This window comes from Paracoccus ferrooxidans (assembly GCF_029909815.1).
In the GTDB taxonomy this organism is placed as follows: domain Bacteria; phylum Pseudomonadota; class Alphaproteobacteria; order Rhodobacterales; family Rhodobacteraceae; genus Paracoccus; species Paracoccus versutus.
Genome location: NZ_CP038198.1, coordinates 2,142,817 through 2,158,789, shown reverse-complemented (window position 1 = coordinate 2,158,789; position 15,973 = coordinate 2,142,817). Strand labels below are relative to the sequence as shown.

Sequence of the window (15,973 nt, the reverse complement as noted above, 5' to 3'; positions counted from 1 at the left end):
GGTCTGAAAGGGGACGACTATCATGGAAAACCTGATCCGGGTGATGGCCGATCATTGGTGGGTGCCGCTCTTGCGCGGCATCGCGGCGATCCTGTTCGGCCTGATGGCGCTGATCTGGCCGGGGCTGACCGTCTATGCCCTGCTGCTGGTCTTTGGCGCCTATGCGATCTTCGACGGGGTGATGGCGATCGTCATGGCCTTTCGGCGCAGGCCCGCGGACGACCGCTGGTGGGCCTGGGCGCTGGACGGCGCGCTGTCCGTCGCCATCGGCCTGATGGCGCTGTTCTGGCCCGAGGCGACGGCGCTGGCCTTCATCATCTGGATGGCCGCCTGGGGCGTGGTCGCCGGCATCTTTCGCATCATCGCCGCGATCCGGCTGCGGCACGAGATCGAGGGCGAATGGGCGCTGGGGCTCAGCGGGCTCTTGCTGGTGGTCTGGGGCGTGCTGCTGGCGCTGGTCCCGGCGGCGGGACTTCTGGGCATCGCCTGGCTGATCGGCCTGTTCGCGCTGCTGATCGGCGGGGCGATGATCGTGCTGGCCTTGCGGCTCAAGGGGCTGAAGGCGGTCTAGCTTGCCCGGCCGCAGGGGTATTTGGGGAACAGAGAAATGATCAGGTTCCGCGCGGCTTGGCGCGGGTGGTCGGGTCGGCCTCCAGCGGGTCTTCCGGCCAGGGGTGGCGCGGGTAGCGGCCGCGCATGTCCTTCCTGACATCGCCGTAGCCGCCGGCCCAGAAGCCCGGCAGGTCGGTCGTCACCGCGACGGGCTTGCCGCCGGGCGAGAGCATGGTGATGCGCAGCGGCCGGTTGCCGACGACCGGGTGGCGCGCGAGGCCGAACAGCTCTTGCAGCTTCAGTTCGATCGAGGGGGTTTCGTGGTCGTAGTCGATGGGCACCTTGCGGCCGAGCGGCGTGACGAAATGCGCCGGCGCCGCCTGATCCAGCCGGCGCTGGCCGTCCCAGCCGATGCGCGCCTTCAGCGCCTCGGTCAGGTCCAGCCCGCGCAGGTCGGAAAGCGTCCGCACCTTGCCCAGCCAGGGCAGCAGCCAGTCGGGATCGGCGAGCAGGCTTTCGTCATCGACCGGGCCGAGTTCCGGGATCAGCGCGATCCGCGCCCGCAGCCGCGCGGCGCCTGGCGTCCAGTTCAGCCCATTCGCCCGCAGCCCCTCGAATGCGGCGCGGGCCAGCGCCTGCGGGTCGGGGTCGTCCAGCGCCCGGTCGGCCAGCACCAGCGCGCCGAAGCGTTCCTGGCGGCGGGCAAGGATGCGGCCCTCGCGCCGCGACCATTCCACCAGCGCGACGGTCTCGATGCGGCCGGGGAAGAGGGCGCGGATCTCGTCCTCGGTCACGGCGGCGGCCATGCGGATGCGCGCCTCGCGCGTATCGCCGTCGAGGTCGGTGGCGACGATCAGCCGCTGCGCCGCCAGCGCGTCGCCCTCGGGCAGCGCGGCACCCTTGCCGCCCGACAGCACGTAGCGCGGTTGCTCGCCCTTGCGGCGCAGCCCGATGCGGTCGGGATAGGCCAGCGCCGCCATGGCGCCCGGCGAGAGGCCCGCGCCCTCGGCTGCCATGCGGCGCAGGCGCTTGGCCTCGTCGCGGATGCGATGCAGCGTGGCGGGGTTGGCCGGCCAGGGATGGCGGTCCTGATAGGCGCGCAGGTCGCGGATCGCCGCCAGGCGCAGGGCCAGGTCGGCGGGGGCGCCGGTCAGCGGGTCGCGCTCGGCCATCAGCGCGGCGAGGTCGGCGGCGTCGCGCCCCGTCGTGACCAGCATGTGCCCCAGCCGCGGATGCAGCGGCAGCGGCGCCAGGCGCCGGCCATGGTCGGTGATGCGATTCTCGCGGTCCAGCGCGCCGAGGTCGCGCAAGAGCGCCCGCGCCTCGGAAAGCGCGGCCTCGGGCGGCGGGGTCAGGAAGGCCAGGTCGCGCCCGTCCGAGCCCCAGATCGCCAGTTCCAGCGCCAGCCCGGCGAGGTCGGCCACGGCGATCTCGGGCGGGGCGAATGCGGGCAGCGCGCCCTCCTCGGCCCGCGCCCACATCCGATAGCAGATGCCCGGCGCGACCCGCCCGGCGCGGCCGCGGCGCTGTTCTGCCTCGGCGCGGCTGACGCGTTCCGTCACCAGACGCGACATGCCCGATCCGGGATCGAAGCGCGCCCGCCGCGCCCGGCCGGCATCGACCACCACCTTCACGTCGGGAATGGTCAGCGAGGTTTCCGCGATCGCGGTCGCCAGCACGATCCGCCGCCGCCCGCCGCCCTGGGGCTGCAAGGCCGCGCGCTGCTCCTTGAAATCCATTGCGCCGTAAAGCGGCAAGACCTCGGCCGGGACGTCCAGCATGGCCTGCACCCGGCGGATCTCGCCCTCGCCGGGCAGGAAGGCCAGGATGGTGCCGCCGATGTCGCGCGTCGCCGCCTCGGCATCCGTGATCAGCCGCGCCGCCTCGGGCACCAGCCGGCTGCCTGCGGGCAGCGGGCGGGAAAGCCAGCGCGTCTCGACCGGAAAGGCCCGGCCCTCGGAGCGGATGACCGGCGCCGCGTCCATCAGCGCCGCGACCGGCTCGGCGTCCAGCGTCGCCGACATGACCAGCAGCGCCAGGTCGGGGCGCAGCGCCTGCCGCGCTTCCCAGGCCAGGGCCAGGCCCAGGTCGGCATTCAGGCTGCGTTCGTGGAATTCGTCGAAGATCACGCAGCCGACGCCCGAAAGCTCGGGGTCGGACTGGATCATCCGGGTCAGGATGCCCTCGGTCACGACCTCGATGCGGTTGCCCGGCACCGCCTCGCCGCGGATGCGATAGCCGACGGTGCGGCCCAGGGGCTCGCCCAGCGTCTCGGCCATGCGCTCGGCCGCGGCGCGGGCGGCCAGGCGGCGCGGCTCCAGCATGAGGATGCGGCCGGTGACGACGGGCAGCAGCGCCAGGGGGACGCGGGTGGTCTTGCCCGCGCCGGGCGGCGCCATCAGCACCGCGCGGCCATGGGCGGCCAGCGCGGCGGTCAGTTCGGGCAATACGGCGTCGATGGGCAGTTGCATTCGCGCCTTATGGCAAAGCGCCGCCCAGGCGAAAAGACCTGCCCCTACACATCCGCCGCCGGCCTGCCTATCTTGACCCGGCCAAAGCGAGGGACGGAATGGGTATCGCCGACGATCTGATGCAGGGCCTGGGCATGTCCGACCCGGTGCTGCGGCTTGGGGTGACGGGACTGTCGCGGGCGGGCAAGACCGTGTTCATCACCTCGCTGGTGGCGAACCTTCTGGACCGCGGCCGGATGGCGGCGCTGCGGGCGGCGGCCGACGGCTCGCTCAAGGCGGCGTGGCTGCAGCCGCAGCCCGACGACACCGTGCCGCGATTCGACTATGAGCGCCACCTGGCCGCCATGACCGGCCCCGACCCGCATTGGCCCGAGGGCACGCGCCATGTCAGCCAGCTGCGCCTGTCCCTGCGGGTGCAGCCGCGCGGGCTGATCGCCGGCTGGCGCGGCCAGCAGGTGCTGCATCTCGACATCGTCGACTATCCGGGCGAGTGGCTCCTGGACCTGCGGCTGATGGAAAAGGACTTCGACCAATGGTCGCAGGAGGTGCTGGACCGCATGGCCGGCCGCCCCGGCGCCGAGACCTTCCGCGCCGCGCTGGCCGCGACCGATCCGGGGCGCTTCGACGAGACCGCCGCGCAGGCGCTGGCCGCGGCCTATACGAGCCACCTGCACCGGGCACGCGATGCGGGCTGGTCGGACTGCACCCCCGGCCGCTTCCTGATGCCGGGGGAGCTGGAGGGCTCGCCGGCGCTGACCTTCACGCCGCTGCCGCATGAGATGCGGGCGACGCCCCTGGGGCGCGAGTTCGCGCGCCGCTTCGGGGCCTACAAGGCGCGGGTGGTGAAGCCCTTCTTCCGCGACCATTTCGCCCGCATCGACCGGCAGGTGGTGCTGATGGACGTGCTGGGCGCGATCCATGCCGGGCCGCCGGCGGTCGAGGACATGCGCCGCGCCATGGCCGACATCCTGGGCGCCTTTCGCCCCGGCCGGGCGGGGTGGCTGGCGCAGCTTCTGGGCGCGCGCCGGGTGGGGCGCATCCTGTTTGCCGCCACCAAGGCCGATCATTTGCACCACATCCAGCATCCGCGCCTGACCGCGATCACCGCCGCCATGCTGCGCGAGGCGCGCGACCGCGCCGATTTCTCCGGCGCGCGGACCGAGGCCATGTCCGTCGCCTCGCTGCGCACCACCACCGAGGAGATGATCCGCCAGGACGGCGAGGAACTGCCCGCGGTGCGCGGCACGCTGATGGACGGGCGGCAGGCGGCCTTCTATCCGGGCGAGCTGCCGACCAATCCGGCCGAGCTCTTGGTGCCGGCAAGCCAGGGCGCGGCGCGCTGGCTGGACGGCGACTATGCGATCATGGATTTCGCCCCGGCGCCGGGCACGCTGCGGCCGGGCGACGGGCCGCCGCATATCCGGCTGGACCGCGCGGCCGAGTTCCTGATCGGCGACAGGCTATAGGAGGGCGCCATGGCTGAACCCCCGAAACGGCGCGGGCCGGTGCTGATGGAGATGGGCGGGCCACCCGAACCGGCCGAGCCGCCCCGCCCCCAGCCCGCCCAAGCCGGCCAGCGCGACCGCAAGGCGCCGCGCGCCGAGTGGCGCGAGGGCGAACCCGCGCCCTCGCCCGCCGATGCGCCGATGATCGACGACGGGCTGCCGCCCCTGCCGCAGCCGCGCACCATGCAGCTGGTGGCGCGGCTGGTCGGGCGCGGGCCGTCGCGGCTGACGCGGTTCTTCATCAATACCGGGGTGGCGCTGTTCACCTTCCTTTTGTCGGTGGCGGCACTGCGCTATCTGACCGACCTGCTGAACAGCTATCCGCTGCTGGGCTGGATCGGCATCGCGCTGATGGTGCTGTTCTGCCTGGCCGCCCTAGGCATGGCCTGGCGCGAATACCGCGCCTGGTCGCGCTTTGCCGCCATCGACGGCATCAACCGCGAGGCCGGGGCGGCGCTGGCCTCGGGCGACCTGAAGGCCGCGCAGCATGTGGTGGCGCGGATGGAGGGCCTGTATCGCGCCCGGCCCGAGCTGGAATGGGGGCTCGGCCGCCTGCGCGAGCGCAAGGGCGACGCCTATGACGCCGAGACGCTGATCGCCCTGGCCGAAACCGAGCTGCTGGCCGCCCTGGACCAGCAGGCCCGGCGCGAGATCGAGGCCGCCGCCCGCACCGTCGCCGCCGCGACCGCGCTGATCCCGCTGGCGCTGGCCGACGTCATCGCGGCGCTGGCGGCGAACCTGCGCATGATCCGCCGCATGGCCGAGATCTATGGCGGCCGCGCCGGCGCCGTCGGCGGCTGGCGGCTGGCGCGCACGGTGATGACGCATCTGATCGCCACCGGCGCGGTCGCGGCCGGCGACGACCTGATCCATACCGTCGCCGGCGGGGGCCTGCTCGCCAAGGTCTCGAAGCGCTTCGGCGAGGGGGTGGTGAACGGCGCGCTGACCGCCCGCGTCGGCATCGCGGCGATGGAGGTCTGCCGGCCGCTGCCCTTCCTGCACCAGCCCCGGCCCCGCGTCGGCAACCTGATCGCGCGCGGGCTGAAGGGGCTGTTTGGCGAGGAAGAGGCGAAGTAGCTGCGGATTGCACCGCCGCATGGGTATTTGGGCAACGAAGAAGCCAAGGTTCTTTCCATGCCGCGCCTGGCGTATTGATGGGTCATGAGAACGCGCCGCCTTGCCCTGTTTCTGATGAATTGCGTCCTGGTCCTGGGGATCGGGGCGGGGCTGCGGGACCGGTTTGACGATTGGGTCGATGCCACCACCCTGCCCCGGCTGGACGTGCCGGTGGGGGTCGAGGTGGTGGCGCGGGACGGTTCGCTTTTGCGCGCCTTCCAGGTCGCGGACGGGCGCTGGCGGCTGGATGCGGGGCCGGTCGATCCGCTGTTTCTCGACATGCTGATGACCTGGGAGGACCGGCGGTTTGCGGGCCATGCCGGCATCGACGGGCGGGCGCTGTTGCGCGCGGGCTGGCAGGCGCTGCGGCATGGGCGGGTGGTTTCGGGCGGCTCCACGCTGACCATGCAGGTGGCCCGGCTGATCGAGGAGGGGCCGACCGGGCAATGGGCCGGCAAGGCCCGGCAGATGCGGCTGGCCCTGGCCCTGGAGCGGCGGCTGGAGAAGCGCGAGATCCTGGCGCTTTACCTGCGCCTTGCCCCCTATGGCGCCAATGTCGAGGGCATCCGGGCCGCGTCCCTGCAATGGTTCGGCAAGGAGCCGCGGCGACTGACCCCGGCCCAGGCCGCGCTGCTGGTGGCGCTGCCGCAATCGCCCGAGGCGCGGCGGCCGGACCGTTTCCCCGAAGCCGCCGGGGCGGCGCGGGACCGGGTGCTGGCGCGGGCGGTGCGGGCCGGGCTGATCTCGGCCGCCGACGGGCGGGCGGCGATGGCCGAGCCGGTGCCGCGGGTGCGGCGCGCCTTTCCGGCGCTGGCGCCGCTGCTGGCCGCGCGGCTGCTGCGCGAGCATCCCGGTGCCCTGCGGATCGAGACCACCATCGACGCGCGCCTGCAACGCCGGGCCGAGGCGCTGGCCGCGCGCGCCGTGCAGGGCGCCGGGCGGCGGCTGTCGGCGGCCATGGTGCTGGCCGACCACCGGACGGGCGAGATCCTGGCCGAGGTCGGCGCCGCGGATTGGACCGACGGTGCATCGGCCGGCTTCGTCGACATGGCGCGGGCCTGGCGCAGCCCCGGCTCGACGCTGAAGCCCTTTGTCTACGGGCTGGCCTTCGACGACGGGCTCGCGCATCCCGAGACGCTGATCGAGGACCGCCCGACCGCCTTCGGCCGCTGGCAGCCGCAGAATTTCGACCATCATTTCCGCGGCACCGTCAGCCTGCGCAATGCGCTGATCTGGTCGCTGAACATCCCGGTGGTGAAGCTGGCCGAGGCGGTGGGGCCGAACCGCATCGCCCAGGCCCTGCGCCGCGGCGGGATCGAACTGCGCCTGACAGGCGAGGCGCCGGGGCTGGCCATCGTGCTGGGCGGCGCCGGCGTCACGCTGGAGGGGCTGGCCGAGGGCTATGGCGCGCTGGCCCGCGGCGGGCGGGGCATCGGCCTGTCGCCCCTGCCGGGCGGGGGCACGGAACGGGCGGCGCCGATGTTCGGCCCGGTCGCGACCTGGCAGGTCGGGCATATCCTGGGCCAGAACCCGGCCCCGCACGGCACGCGGCTGCGGCCGCTGGCCTACAAGACCGGCACCTCCTACGGGCATCGCGACGCGCTGGCGGTGGGCTTCGACGGCGCGCATGTCGCCGCGGTCTGGCTGGGCCGGCCGGACGGGACGCCCGTGCCCGGCGCCTTTGGCGGCGAGCTGGCGGCGCCGGTGCTGTTCGACCTCTTCGACGCGCTGCCCGCGGTGGCGCTGCCGCCGCCCCCGCCGCAGGCGCTGACACTGCCGAACAGCGCCCTGCCCCTGCCCCTGCGCCGCTTTGCCCCGCCGGGACGGGCCAGCGCCCTGGCGGCGGGCCCCGCCGCCCCCGATGCGCTGCGCCTGACCTACCCGCCCGACGGGGCCGAGATCGACGCGCGGGGGCCGCTGACCGCCAAAGCGCGGGGCGGGCGCGGGCCCTGGACCTTCCTGGTGAACGGGGCGCCCGCCGCCGTCGCCCAGCCGCAGCCGGTGGCCAGCCTGCCCCATCCCGGCCCCGGCTTTGCCGAATTGACGGTTCTGGATGCCGATGGCGCCTCGGCCAGTGCGGCAATCCGGCTGCACTGAGACAATTTGCGCGCTTCGTGATTCGCTTGACCTTTTCTTGGCCGGGATTTGCGACATATTCGCACCATGCTGCGCATCACCGACCAGATCGCCATCGAGGAATGGGAACTGTCCGAACAGTTCACCCGGTCCCAGGGACCGGGCGGGCAGAACGTGAACAAGGTCGAGACCGCCGTCGAGCTGCGATTCGAGGCCGAGCGGTCGCCGCACCTGTCGCCGCCGGTCAAGGCGCGGCTGAAGCGCCTGGCCGGGCGGCGCTGGACGCAGGACGGCGCCCTGCTGATCCGGGCCGAGGAGACCCGCAGCCAGGCCCGCAACCGCGAGCTTGCGCGCGAGCGGCTGGCCGAGCTGATCCGCCAAGCGCTGGTCGCGCCGCGCAAGCGCATCCCGACCCGTCCGACGCCGGGCAGCCAGCGCCGCCGCCTGGCCGCCAAGACCCAGCGCGGCGAGGTCAAGGCCGGGCGCGGCCGCATCCGCGACGCGGAGGATCCGGCATGATCGTCCAGTTCCGCGAAAGGCTGGCGCGGCTGATCGGCCGCCGCCCGCCCGACATGCAGGTCGCGGCGCTGTGCCTGAACCAAGCGACCGGCGAGGTGCTTTTGGTGACGAGCCGCGGCACCGGGCGCTGGATCGTGCCCAAGGGCTGGCCCATGCCCGGCCGCAGCCTGGCCGATGCCGCCCGGCAGGAGGCCTGGGAGGAGGCCGGCGTCAAGGGCCGCGTCGCCGAGGCCGAGATCGGCCGCTATCACTATGACAAGGACCAGGACCGCGGCTTCGCCATCCCGGTCGAGGTGCGGGTCTTTCCGCTTTACGTCGAGGGGCTGGACGAGGATTTCCCCGAGGCGCATGAGCGCAGGCGCCGCTGGTTCGCGCCCGAGGACGCCGCCCGCATGGTGGCCGAGACCGGGCTGAAGCAGATCCTGCGCCGCCTGCCCGCCCAGCGGCGGCACCCCCCGGAATGAGGCGCGAACCCCGCGAATACCGCACGCTCGACAAGGATCTGAGCCGCGTCACCAATGCCGAGCGCGCGGTGCTGCATTCGGCCCGGCCGCTGATGCGGCTGGGGCTGGCGCTGATCTTCATCGCCGCGGCCAGCTATGTCGGCACCGGGTTCTTCGCCGACCAGCCGGCCATCGGCATCCTGGCGGCCGGCCTGGCGGTCGCGGCCTATCTGGCGCTGTCGATCGGCGGCAACGACGTGGCCAACGCGCTGGGGCCGGCGGTGGGCGCGGGAGCCATCGGCATGACCGCGGGCCTCATGCTCGTCGCGGGGATGGAGGTTCTGGGCGCGGTCATCGCCGGCAGCGCCGTCACCACCACGCTGACCGAGGGTCTGGTCGGCAGCACCCTGGGCGAGGGCGAGGCGACGGCGCGGATGATGCTGGCGGCGCTGCTGGCGGCGGGCAGCTGGATCAGCCTTGCCACCTGGCTCGACGCGCCGGTCAGCACCACGCATTCCGTGGTCGGCGCCATCGCCGGCGCGGGAATGGCGACCTTTGGCCTGGGCGCGGTGAACTGGCCGGCGATGGGGATGATCGCCTTTGGCTGGATCGTCTCGCCGCTGGTCTCGGGCCTGGCGGCGGCGGGGCTGATGGCGCTGCTGCGCGCGCTGGTGCTGGACCGCGAGGATCGCGTCGCCGCCGCCCGCACCTGGATGCCGGTGGTGGTCGGGCTGGCCTCGGCCATGCTGGCGGGGGTGGCGGAGCTGGCCTGGCACGGCTCGGGCCTGGCGGCGAATGCGGGCCTGGCCCTGGCCTGCGGCGCGCTCGGCTGGGCCTATACCCGGCGGCGCATCGACCGGCAGTCGCGCGGCGAGGCCGGCGGGCGTCTGGCGATGAAGCAATTGCTGGCGGTACCGCTGATCGCCGCGGCGCTGGTCATGGGCTTTGCGCATGGCGCCAACGACACCTCGAACGTGGCCGCGCCGCTGACCATCATCCTCGACAGCCTGTCGGCCGGGGGGGACGACGATCTGCGCGCCCGGCTGGTGCTGCTGCTGGGGGGCCTGGGCATCGCGCTGGGGATCCTGCTTTTCGGGCGGCGGCTGGTGCATATGGTCGGCAGCCGCATCACCCGGCTGAACGCGTCGCGCGCGCTTTGCGTCTCGCTGGCGACGGCGGCGACGGTGCTGGGGGCCTCGCTTCTGGGCCTGCCGCTTTCGACCACGCATGTCGCGGTGGGGGGCGTGTTCGGCGTCGGCTTCTATCGCGAATGGCGCGACCGCCGGCTGGCGGCCAGCCACGCCCCCCTGCCCGCCGAGGAGCGCCGGCGCCGCCACCTGGTGCGCCGGTCCTACATGCGGATGATCCTGGGCGCCTGGCTGGTGACGGTGCCCGCGACCGCCGCGCTGGCGGCCGCGCTGGTCTGGATCGGCGGGTTCTAGGGGCGGAGCTTTGCGGGGAAACCATCCGCGCTTGCTCCGGGCCACGGCCCCGTGGGCGCGATCCGCAACCAATCGACCGCCCTTGCCGTCCGCGTGCGCGCTCATCAGGCCCGGCGCAGTCCCGCCTCGCCCGCCGCGCTGGTCTGGATCGGCGGATCCTAGACCGACGCTTTCCGGGAAAACCAGCCACGCCTGATCCGGGCCACGGCCCCGCCCCTGTGGGCGCGATCCGCGGCCAATCGGCCGCCCTTGCCGTCCGCGTGCGCACTCATCAGGCCCGGCGCAGTCCCGCCTCGCCCGCCGCGCTGGTCTGGATCGGCGGATCCTAGACCGACGCTTTCCGGGAAAACCATCCGCGCTTCATCCGAACCACGGCCCTGCCCCCGTGGGCGTGATCCGCGGCCAATCGGCCGCCCTTGCCGTCCGCGTGCGCGCTCATCAGGCCCGGCGCAGCCCGGCCTCGCCCGCCGCGCGGGTCTGGGACAGCGTGGCGCCGGTGCTCAGCGCCTCGGGGTCCAGCGCCAGCTCCAGCACCGCCAGGGTGCCGGCGGCCTGGGCGCGGGCGAAGGCCTCGGCGAAATCCTCCTGCCGCTCGACCCGTTCGCCATGGCCGCCATAGGCGCGGGCCAGGGCGGCGAAATCGGGATTGGCCAGCGCCGTGCCCGAGACGCGGCCGGGATAGCTGCGCTCCTGATGCATGCGGATGGTGCCGTAATGGCCGTTGTTGGCCACGATGACGATGACGGCAGCGCCATGCTGGGCGGCGGTGGAAAGCTCGTTCACCGTCATCTGCAGGCAGCCGTCGCCGGCCATGCAGACCACGCTGCGGCCGGGATGTTCCAGCTTGGCGGCGATGGCGGCGGGCAGGCCGTAGCCCATCGAGCCCGAGGTCGGCGCCAGCTGCGTGCCGAAGCGGCGGAAGCGGTAATAGCGATGGATGAAGGCCGCGTAGTTCCCGGCGCCATTGGTGACGATCGCATCCGGCGGCAGGTGGTCCGAGAGCCAGCGCACCACCGCCTCCATCCGCACCGCGCCGGGGGTGGGGCGGGGCTGCTGCCATGCCTCGTAGCCCGCGCGCAGCCCGGCGGTCCAATCGTCCCAGCGCCGCGGCGCGGGCAAGGCGGCCAGCGCCGCCACCACCGCGCGCGGATCGGCGACCAGCCCCGGATCGGGCCGCCACAGATGCCCCAGCTCATCGGGCGAGGGGTGGACGTGGATCACTCGCGCATGCGGGCGCACCGGGTCCATCAGCTCGTAGCCGCGCGTCAGCGTGTCGCCCAGCCGCGAGCCCAGGGACAGCACGCAATCCGCCTGCGACAGCGCCTGCCCCAGCGCCGGGTTCATGCCGACGCCCAGGTCGCCGACATAGTTCGGATGCGCATTGTCCATATGCCCCTGCCGGCGGAAGGGCACCGCGACCGGCAGGCCCCAGCCTTCGGCAAAGCGCGCCAGGTCGTCGGCGGCGGCCTGCGACCACAGCGTGCCGCCGGGCACGACCAGCGGCCGCTCGGCCCCGGCCAGCGCCTGGGCGATGGCCTTGATCGATTCCGCGGCGACGGCGGAAAGCGGCGGGGCCGGCGGGGCCAGGTCCGGCACCTCGGCGCGGGCCGAAAGCATGTCCTCGGGCAGCGCCAGCACCACCGGGCCGGGCCGGCCCGACATGGCCAGGTGAAAGGCGCGCGAGACATATTCCGGGATGCGCTCGGTCTGGTCGATCTCGGCCACCCATTTCGCCAGCGGGCCGAACATGGCGCGATAGTCGACCTCCTGGAAGGCGTCGCGGTCGCGGTCGGCGCGGGCGATCTGGCCGACGAACAGGATCATCGGCGTCGAATCCTGCCGCGCCACATGGACCCCGGCGCTGGCGTTGGTGGCACCGGGACCGCGGGTGACGAAGGCCATGCCCGGCCGCCCGGTCAGCTTGCCATGCGCCTCGGCCATCATCGCCGCACCGCCCTCGTGCCGGCAGGTGACGTTCTGGATGCCGGATGCGTAAAGCCCGTCCAGCGCCGCCAGGAAGCTTTCGCCGGGGACCGAGAACACCCGCCCGACCCCGTTCGCCTTCAACGCATCGACCAGAATCTGCCCGCCATGCCGCATCGCCACCGTCTCCCTGCTTTTCTTTGCGGCCAGTCTGGGCCAGCTTGCGCGGGACTGGCAAGATGGTGCCGGTCCATCGAGGTCGATCATGCCGCAATCGGTTCTTTTCGTCTGCCTGGGCAATATCTGCCGCTCGCCCCTGGCCGAGGCCGCGCTGCGCGCCGCGGCCGAAGCCGCGGGGGCGCGGCTGCTGGTCGACTCGGCCGGGACCGGCGACTGGCACCTGGGCCGCGCGCCCGACCGCCGGGCGCAGGCAGTGGCGGCACGGGCCGGCATCGACATATCGAACCTGCGCGCCCGGCAGGTCGGGCCCGACGACTTCCATTGCTTCGACCATATCGTCGCCATGGACCACGAAAACCTGGCCGCCCTGCGCCGTCTTGCGCCGCCCGAGGGGCGGGCGCGGCTGTCCCTGCTGCTGGACCATGTGCCGGGGCGCAGGGGGCAGGCGGTCGCCGATCCCTATTTCGGCGAGGCCGCCGGCTTCGACGCCACCTGGCGCGACGTGACCGCCGGGGCGCAGGCCCTGCTGCGGCTGATCCTGGGGCCAGGGTGAAGGCCCGGCCTTTACAGCCGCGGCCCCCCGCCCTATCTCTGCCCGATCATGGCCACGAAATCCGACCCCAACTACAAGATCATCGCCGAGAACCGCCGGGCGCGCTTCGACTATTTCATCGAAAGCGACCTCGAGGTCGGCATCGTGCTGACCGGGTCCGAGGTAAAAAGCCTGCGCACCGGCCAATCCAACATCGCCGAAAGCTATGCCTCGGTGGAACAGGGCGAGCTGTGGCTGATCAACGCCTATATCGCCGCCTACAAGCAGGCCGGCGTCTTCGGGCACGAGGAACGGCGCCGCCGCAAGCTGCTGGTCTCGCGCAAGGAACTGGCCCGCCTGTGGCAGGCCATCGGGCGCGAGGGCATGACGCTGGTGCCGCTGGTGATGTATTTCAACGACCGCGGCAAGGTGAAGCTGAAGATCGGCGTCGCCAAGGGCAAGAAGGTCGCCGACAAGCGCGAAACCGCGGCCAAGCGCGACTGGAACCGGCAAAAACAGCGTTTGCTGAAGCAGGGTTAAGCCTTGCCGCCCCGGGCGGCTGCGGTTACATCGGTGTCGTTTCTGCGCGCGCGGGAGGAAGGCCGATGTCCACCGATTCCGACAATCCCAAGGTGCTGGTCTCGACCGGCTGGCTGGCAGCCCATCTGAACGATCCCGACCTGCGCATCATCGACGCCACCTGGTTCCTGGAACCCGGCCGCGACGCGCGGGCCGAATACATGGCCGCGCATATTCCCGGCGCCCGCTTCTTCGACATCGACGAGATCGCCGACAAGCGCAGCGAGCTGCCGCACATGGCGCCCCAGCCCGAGATGTTCATCAGCCGCATGCGCGCCATGGGCATCGGCGACGGCCATCAGGTGGTGGTCTACGACAATTCGCCGGTGCGCTCGGCGGCGCGGGTCTGGTGGACCTTCAAGCTGATGGGCAAGCAGGACGTGGCGGTGCTGGACGGCGGTCTGGGCAAATGGCTGGCCGAGGGCCGCGAGATCGAGGACATGCCGCCGATCCTGCGCGACCGCCACATCACCGTGCAGCGCCAGGCGGCGCTGGTGCGCGACGTGACCCAGGTCGCGGCGGCCAGCAAGCTGGCCGATCACGAGATCGTCGATGCCCGTTCCGCCGAACGCTTCCGCGGCGAGGCGCCCGAGCCGCGCCCCGGCCTGCGCTCGGGCCACATCCCCGGCTCGAAAAGCCTGCCCTTCGGCCGGCTCTACAACGCGGACGGCACGCTGAAGCCGGCCGCCGAACTCCGGGCCGAGTTCGAGGCGGCGGGGGTGGACCTTTCGAAGCCGGTGATCACCACCTGCGGCTCGGGGGTGACGGCGGCCTCGCTGTTCCTGGCGCTCGAACGGATCGGGCACCGGGACCATTCGCTTTATGACGGAAGCTGGACCGAATGGGGCAGCTTCCCCGACCTTAAAATCGCAACCGGAGACGCGTGATGCTGGGCAATCTGAAACCGCAGGCCCCCGACAAGATCCTGGCCCTGATGGGCGAATTCAGGGCTGATCCCCGCCAGGGCAAGATCGACCTGGGCGTGGGGGTCTACAAGGACGCGACCGGCCACACCCCGATCATGCGCGCCGTCCATGCCGCCGAACAGCGCATGCTGGAGACCGAGACCACCAAGACCTATGCCGGCCTGTCGGGCGAACCCGAGTTCCACAAGGCCATGGGCGAGCTGATCCTGGGCGACGGGCTCAAGCCCGAGACCACCGCGACACTGGCCACCGTCGGCGGCACCGGCGCCATCCGCCAGGCGCTGGAGCTGGCGCGCATGGCGAACCCCGACCTGCGGGTCTTCGTCAGCGACCCGACCTGGCCGAACCATGTCTCGATCATGAATTTCATGGGCCTGCCGGTCCAGACCTACCGCTATTTCGACGCCGAGACCCGCGGCGTGGATTTCGAGGGCATGAAGGCCGACATCGCCACGGCGAAAAAGGGCGACGTTGTGCTGCTGCACGGCTGCTGCCACAACCCGACCGGCGCCAACCTGACGCTGGAGCAATGGGCCGAGGTGGCCTCGGTGCTGGAGCAGACCGGCGCGCTGCCGCTGATCGACCTGGCCTATCAAGGCTTCGGCGACGGGCTGGAAGAGGACGCGGCCGGCACCCGGCTGATCGCCTCGCGCATCCCCGAGGTGCTGGTCGCGGCCTCGTGCAGCAAGAACTTCGGCATCTACCGCGAACGCACCGGCTGCCTGCTGGCGCTGTGCGCCGATGCGGCAACGCGCGAGCTGGCGCAGGGCGCCATGGCCTTCCTGAACCGTCAGACCTATTCCTTCCCGCCCTTCCACGGCGCCAAGATCGTCTCGACCGTGCTCAACACGCCGGAGCTGCGCGCCGACTGGATGGCCGAGCTGGAAGCGGTGCGCGGCGGCATGCTGCGCCTGCGCGAGCAACTGGCGGGCGAATTGCGCGACCTCAGCGGCTCGGACCGTTTCGGCTTCGTCGCCCAGCATCGCGGCATGTTCTCGCGCCTGGGCGCCACGCCCGAGCAGGTCAAGCGCATCAAGGAAGAATTCGGCATCTACATGGTTGGCGATTCGCGCATCAACATCGCCGGTCTGAACGACAGCACCATCCCGATCCTGGCCCGCGCCATCATCGAGGCGGGGGTTTAAGCCACCGCAGCCATCGCAAGGGGGGCGCCGGAAACGGCGCCCTTTTTTCGTTCCGACCGGCCGATCTGGACAGGCCGCCCTTGCGCGAAACCCGGTTGCGGCGCCAAGGCCCGCTGCTGGAGTTGTCGCGGGACAATTCGCGCAATAGCTTGCAATGCAAGAAAATTTGTGCCGCCCGGCCTGGACGATGCCATCGCGTTTTGCCAGACCGCGCCGCCCTTGCGCAAGCGCAAGGATTTTCTGGACCGCAGCGCGCTGTCCGCCGACCTCAAGGCCCCCCTTTACGACCCGGCGCAATTCACGATCAAGGTCGGCGAGGTGGTGGTGGCCATCGGCCGGCGCATGGTCAGCATCGCCCTCTGGCTGGCGCAGACGATCCCCAACACCGCCCTGGGCGTGGCGGTCGCGCTGACGCTCACCGCCGTGATCGGGGGCGATCCCCTTTGGGGTCGGGGCGGCTCTCACGCTGATACTGAACAAGCTTCTGCAGCTGATCGGCCTTACCGCCGGTGAGATCAAGGACATCCGCCAGCACGCGATGAAAGAGGCGATGGACCGGGTGGC

The 15,973-nt window shown here is 72.2% G+C and carries 14 protein-coding genes; 12 read left to right on the top strand and 2 right to left on the bottom strand.

Going from position 1 to position 15,973, the window contains the following annotated elements:
- The first annotated feature begins 22 nt into the window (after nucleotides 1-22).
- The gene (locus E3U26_RS10805; protein WP_036760234.1) at nucleotides 23-571 is read left to right on the top strand and encodes an HdeD family acid-resistance protein; all 549 of its coding nucleotides are present in this window, start codon (nucleotides 23-25) and stop codon (nucleotides 569-571) included.
- Nucleotides 572-611: 40 nt separating this feature from the next.
- Here E3U26_RS10805 and hrpB read toward each other — a convergent pair whose 3' ends face one another.
- Nucleotides 612-3,023, bottom strand: coding sequence for an ATP-dependent RNA helicase (gene hrpB, locus E3U26_RS10800; protein ID WP_499104821.1), 2,412 nt, complete (start codon nucleotides 3,021-3,023; stop codon nucleotides 612-614).
- Between the two features lie 98 nt (nucleotides 3,024-3,121).
- Here hrpB and E3U26_RS10795 point away from each other — a divergent pair, with 98 nt between their 5' ends.
- From E3U26_RS10795 to E3U26_RS10770, 6 genes are all read left to right on the top strand, one after another.
- Nucleotides 3,122-4,489, top strand: coding sequence for a YcjX family GTP-binding protein (locus E3U26_RS10795; protein ID WP_499104819.1), 1,368 nt, complete (start codon nucleotides 3,122-3,124; stop codon nucleotides 4,487-4,489).
- 9 nt (nucleotides 4,490-4,498) lie between these two features.
- On the top strand, nucleotides 4,499-5,605 hold the full coding sequence (locus E3U26_RS10790) for a YcjF family protein (protein ID WP_499104818.1): 1,107 nt from the start codon (nucleotides 4,499-4,501) through the stop codon (nucleotides 5,603-5,605).
- Between the two features lie 84 nt (nucleotides 5,606-5,689).
- Entirely contained in the window at nucleotides 5,690-7,741 is a 2,052-nt protein-coding gene (gene pbpC / locus E3U26_RS10785; protein WP_499104817.1) for a penicillin-binding protein 1C, read from the top strand.
- Between the two features lie 66 nt (nucleotides 7,742-7,807).
- Nucleotides 7,808-8,239 carry an aminoacyl-tRNA hydrolase gene (gene arfB / locus E3U26_RS10780; RefSeq protein WP_499104816.1) on the top strand — a complete coding sequence of 144 codons (432 nt, stop codon included), beginning with the start codon at nucleotides 7,808-7,810 and terminating at the stop codon, nucleotides 8,237-8,239.
- Nucleotides 8,236-8,703: an NUDIX hydrolase gene (locus E3U26_RS10775; protein ID WP_072460990.1), complete on the top strand. Its 468-nt coding sequence runs from the start codon at nucleotides 8,236-8,238 to the stop codon at nucleotides 8,701-8,703. The genes arfB and E3U26_RS10775 overlap by 4 nt, the downstream gene beginning before the upstream one ends.
- Entirely contained in the window at nucleotides 8,700-10,124 is a 1,425-nt protein-coding gene (locus E3U26_RS10770) for an inorganic phosphate transporter (protein WP_036760908.1), read from the top strand. Before E3U26_RS10775 ends, E3U26_RS10770 begins: the two co-directional genes overlap by 4 nt.
- A gap of 438 nt (nucleotides 10,125-10,562) precedes the next feature.
- Here the strand turns inward: E3U26_RS10770 and E3U26_RS10765 are convergent, their stop codons facing one another.
- The gene (locus E3U26_RS10765) at nucleotides 10,563-12,224 is read right to left on the bottom strand and encodes a thiamine pyrophosphate-binding protein (RefSeq protein WP_499105793.1); all 1,662 of its coding nucleotides are present in this window, start codon (nucleotides 12,222-12,224) and stop codon (nucleotides 10,563-10,565) included.
- 88 nt (nucleotides 12,225-12,312) lie between these two features.
- Here E3U26_RS10765 and E3U26_RS10760 point away from each other — a divergent pair, with 88 nt between their 5' ends.
- The 5 genes from E3U26_RS10760 to E3U26_RS10740 all read left to right on the top strand — a co-directional run bounded on the left by E3U26_RS10760 (nucleotide 12,313) and on the right by E3U26_RS10740 (nucleotide 15,922).
- Nucleotides 12,313-12,780, top strand: coding sequence for a low molecular weight protein-tyrosine-phosphatase (locus E3U26_RS10760; protein WP_499104815.1), 468 nt, complete (start codon nucleotides 12,313-12,315; stop codon nucleotides 12,778-12,780).
- Between the two features lie 48 nt (nucleotides 12,781-12,828).
- Complete coding sequence (gene smpB / locus E3U26_RS10755) at nucleotides 12,829-13,299, top strand: SsrA-binding protein SmpB (protein ID WP_036760902.1); 471 nt, start codon at nucleotides 12,829-12,831, stop codon at nucleotides 13,297-13,299.
- A 65-nt stretch (nucleotides 13,300-13,364) separates the two neighbouring features.
- Complete coding sequence (gene sseA / locus E3U26_RS10750; protein WP_499104814.1) at nucleotides 13,365-14,225, top strand: sulfurtransferase; 861 nt, start codon at nucleotides 13,365-13,367, stop codon at nucleotides 14,223-14,225.
- Nucleotides 14,225-15,409 (top strand): amino acid aminotransferase, encoded by a 1,185-nt coding sequence (locus E3U26_RS10745; RefSeq protein WP_116222976.1) that lies wholly within the window; start codon nucleotides 14,225-14,227, stop codon nucleotides 15,407-15,409. Before sseA ends, E3U26_RS10745 begins: the two co-directional genes overlap by 1 nt.
- A 168-nt stretch (nucleotides 15,410-15,577) precedes the next feature.
- Nucleotides 15,578-15,922: a hypothetical protein gene (locus E3U26_RS10740; RefSeq protein WP_499104812.1), complete on the top strand. Its 345-nt coding sequence runs from the start codon at nucleotides 15,578-15,580 to the stop codon at nucleotides 15,920-15,922.
- Nucleotides 15,923-15,973: the final 51 nt, after the last annotated feature.

What these genes read in the sequence shown, in the direction of transcription:
- E3U26_RS10805 (WP_036760234.1), top strand. Translation starts at nt 23, where the DNA reads ATGGAAAACCTGATCCGGGTGATGGCCGATCATTGGTGGGTGCCGCTC.
- hrpB (WP_499104821.1), bottom strand. Translation starts at nt 3,023, where the DNA reads ATGCAACTGCCCATCGACGCCGTATTGCCCGAACTGACCGCCGCGCTG.
- E3U26_RS10795 (WP_499104819.1), top strand. Translation starts at nt 3,122, where the DNA reads ATGGGTATCGCCGACGATCTGATGCAGGGCCTGGGCATGTCCGACCCG.
- E3U26_RS10790 (WP_499104818.1), top strand. Translation starts at nt 4,499, where the DNA reads ATGGCTGAACCCCCGAAACGGCGCGGGCCGGTGCTGATGGAGATGGGC.
- pbpC (WP_499104817.1), top strand. Translation starts at nt 5,690, where the DNA reads ATGAGAACGCGCCGCCTTGCCCTGTTTCTGATGAATTGCGTCCTGGTC.
- arfB (WP_499104816.1), top strand. Translation starts at nt 7,808, where the DNA reads ATGCTGCGCATCACCGACCAGATCGCCATCGAGGAATGGGAACTGTCC.
- E3U26_RS10775 (WP_072460990.1), top strand. Translation starts at nt 8,236, where the DNA reads ATGATCGTCCAGTTCCGCGAAAGGCTGGCGCGGCTGATCGGCCGCCGC.
- E3U26_RS10770 (WP_036760908.1), top strand. Translation starts at nt 8,700, where the DNA reads ATGAGGCGCGAACCCCGCGAATACCGCACGCTCGACAAGGATCTGAGC.
- E3U26_RS10765 (WP_499105793.1), bottom strand. Translation starts at nt 12,224, where the DNA reads ATGCGGCATGGCGGGCAGATTCTGGTCGATGCGTTGAAGGCGAACGGG.
- E3U26_RS10760 (WP_499104815.1), top strand. Translation starts at nt 12,313, where the DNA reads ATGCCGCAATCGGTTCTTTTCGTCTGCCTGGGCAATATCTGCCGCTCG.
- smpB (WP_036760902.1), top strand. Translation starts at nt 12,829, where the DNA reads ATGGCCACGAAATCCGACCCCAACTACAAGATCATCGCCGAGAACCGC.
- sseA (WP_499104814.1), top strand. Translation starts at nt 13,365, where the DNA reads ATGTCCACCGATTCCGACAATCCCAAGGTGCTGGTCTCGACCGGCTGG.
- E3U26_RS10745 (WP_116222976.1), top strand. Translation starts at nt 14,225, where the DNA reads ATGCTGGGCAATCTGAAACCGCAGGCCCCCGACAAGATCCTGGCCCTG.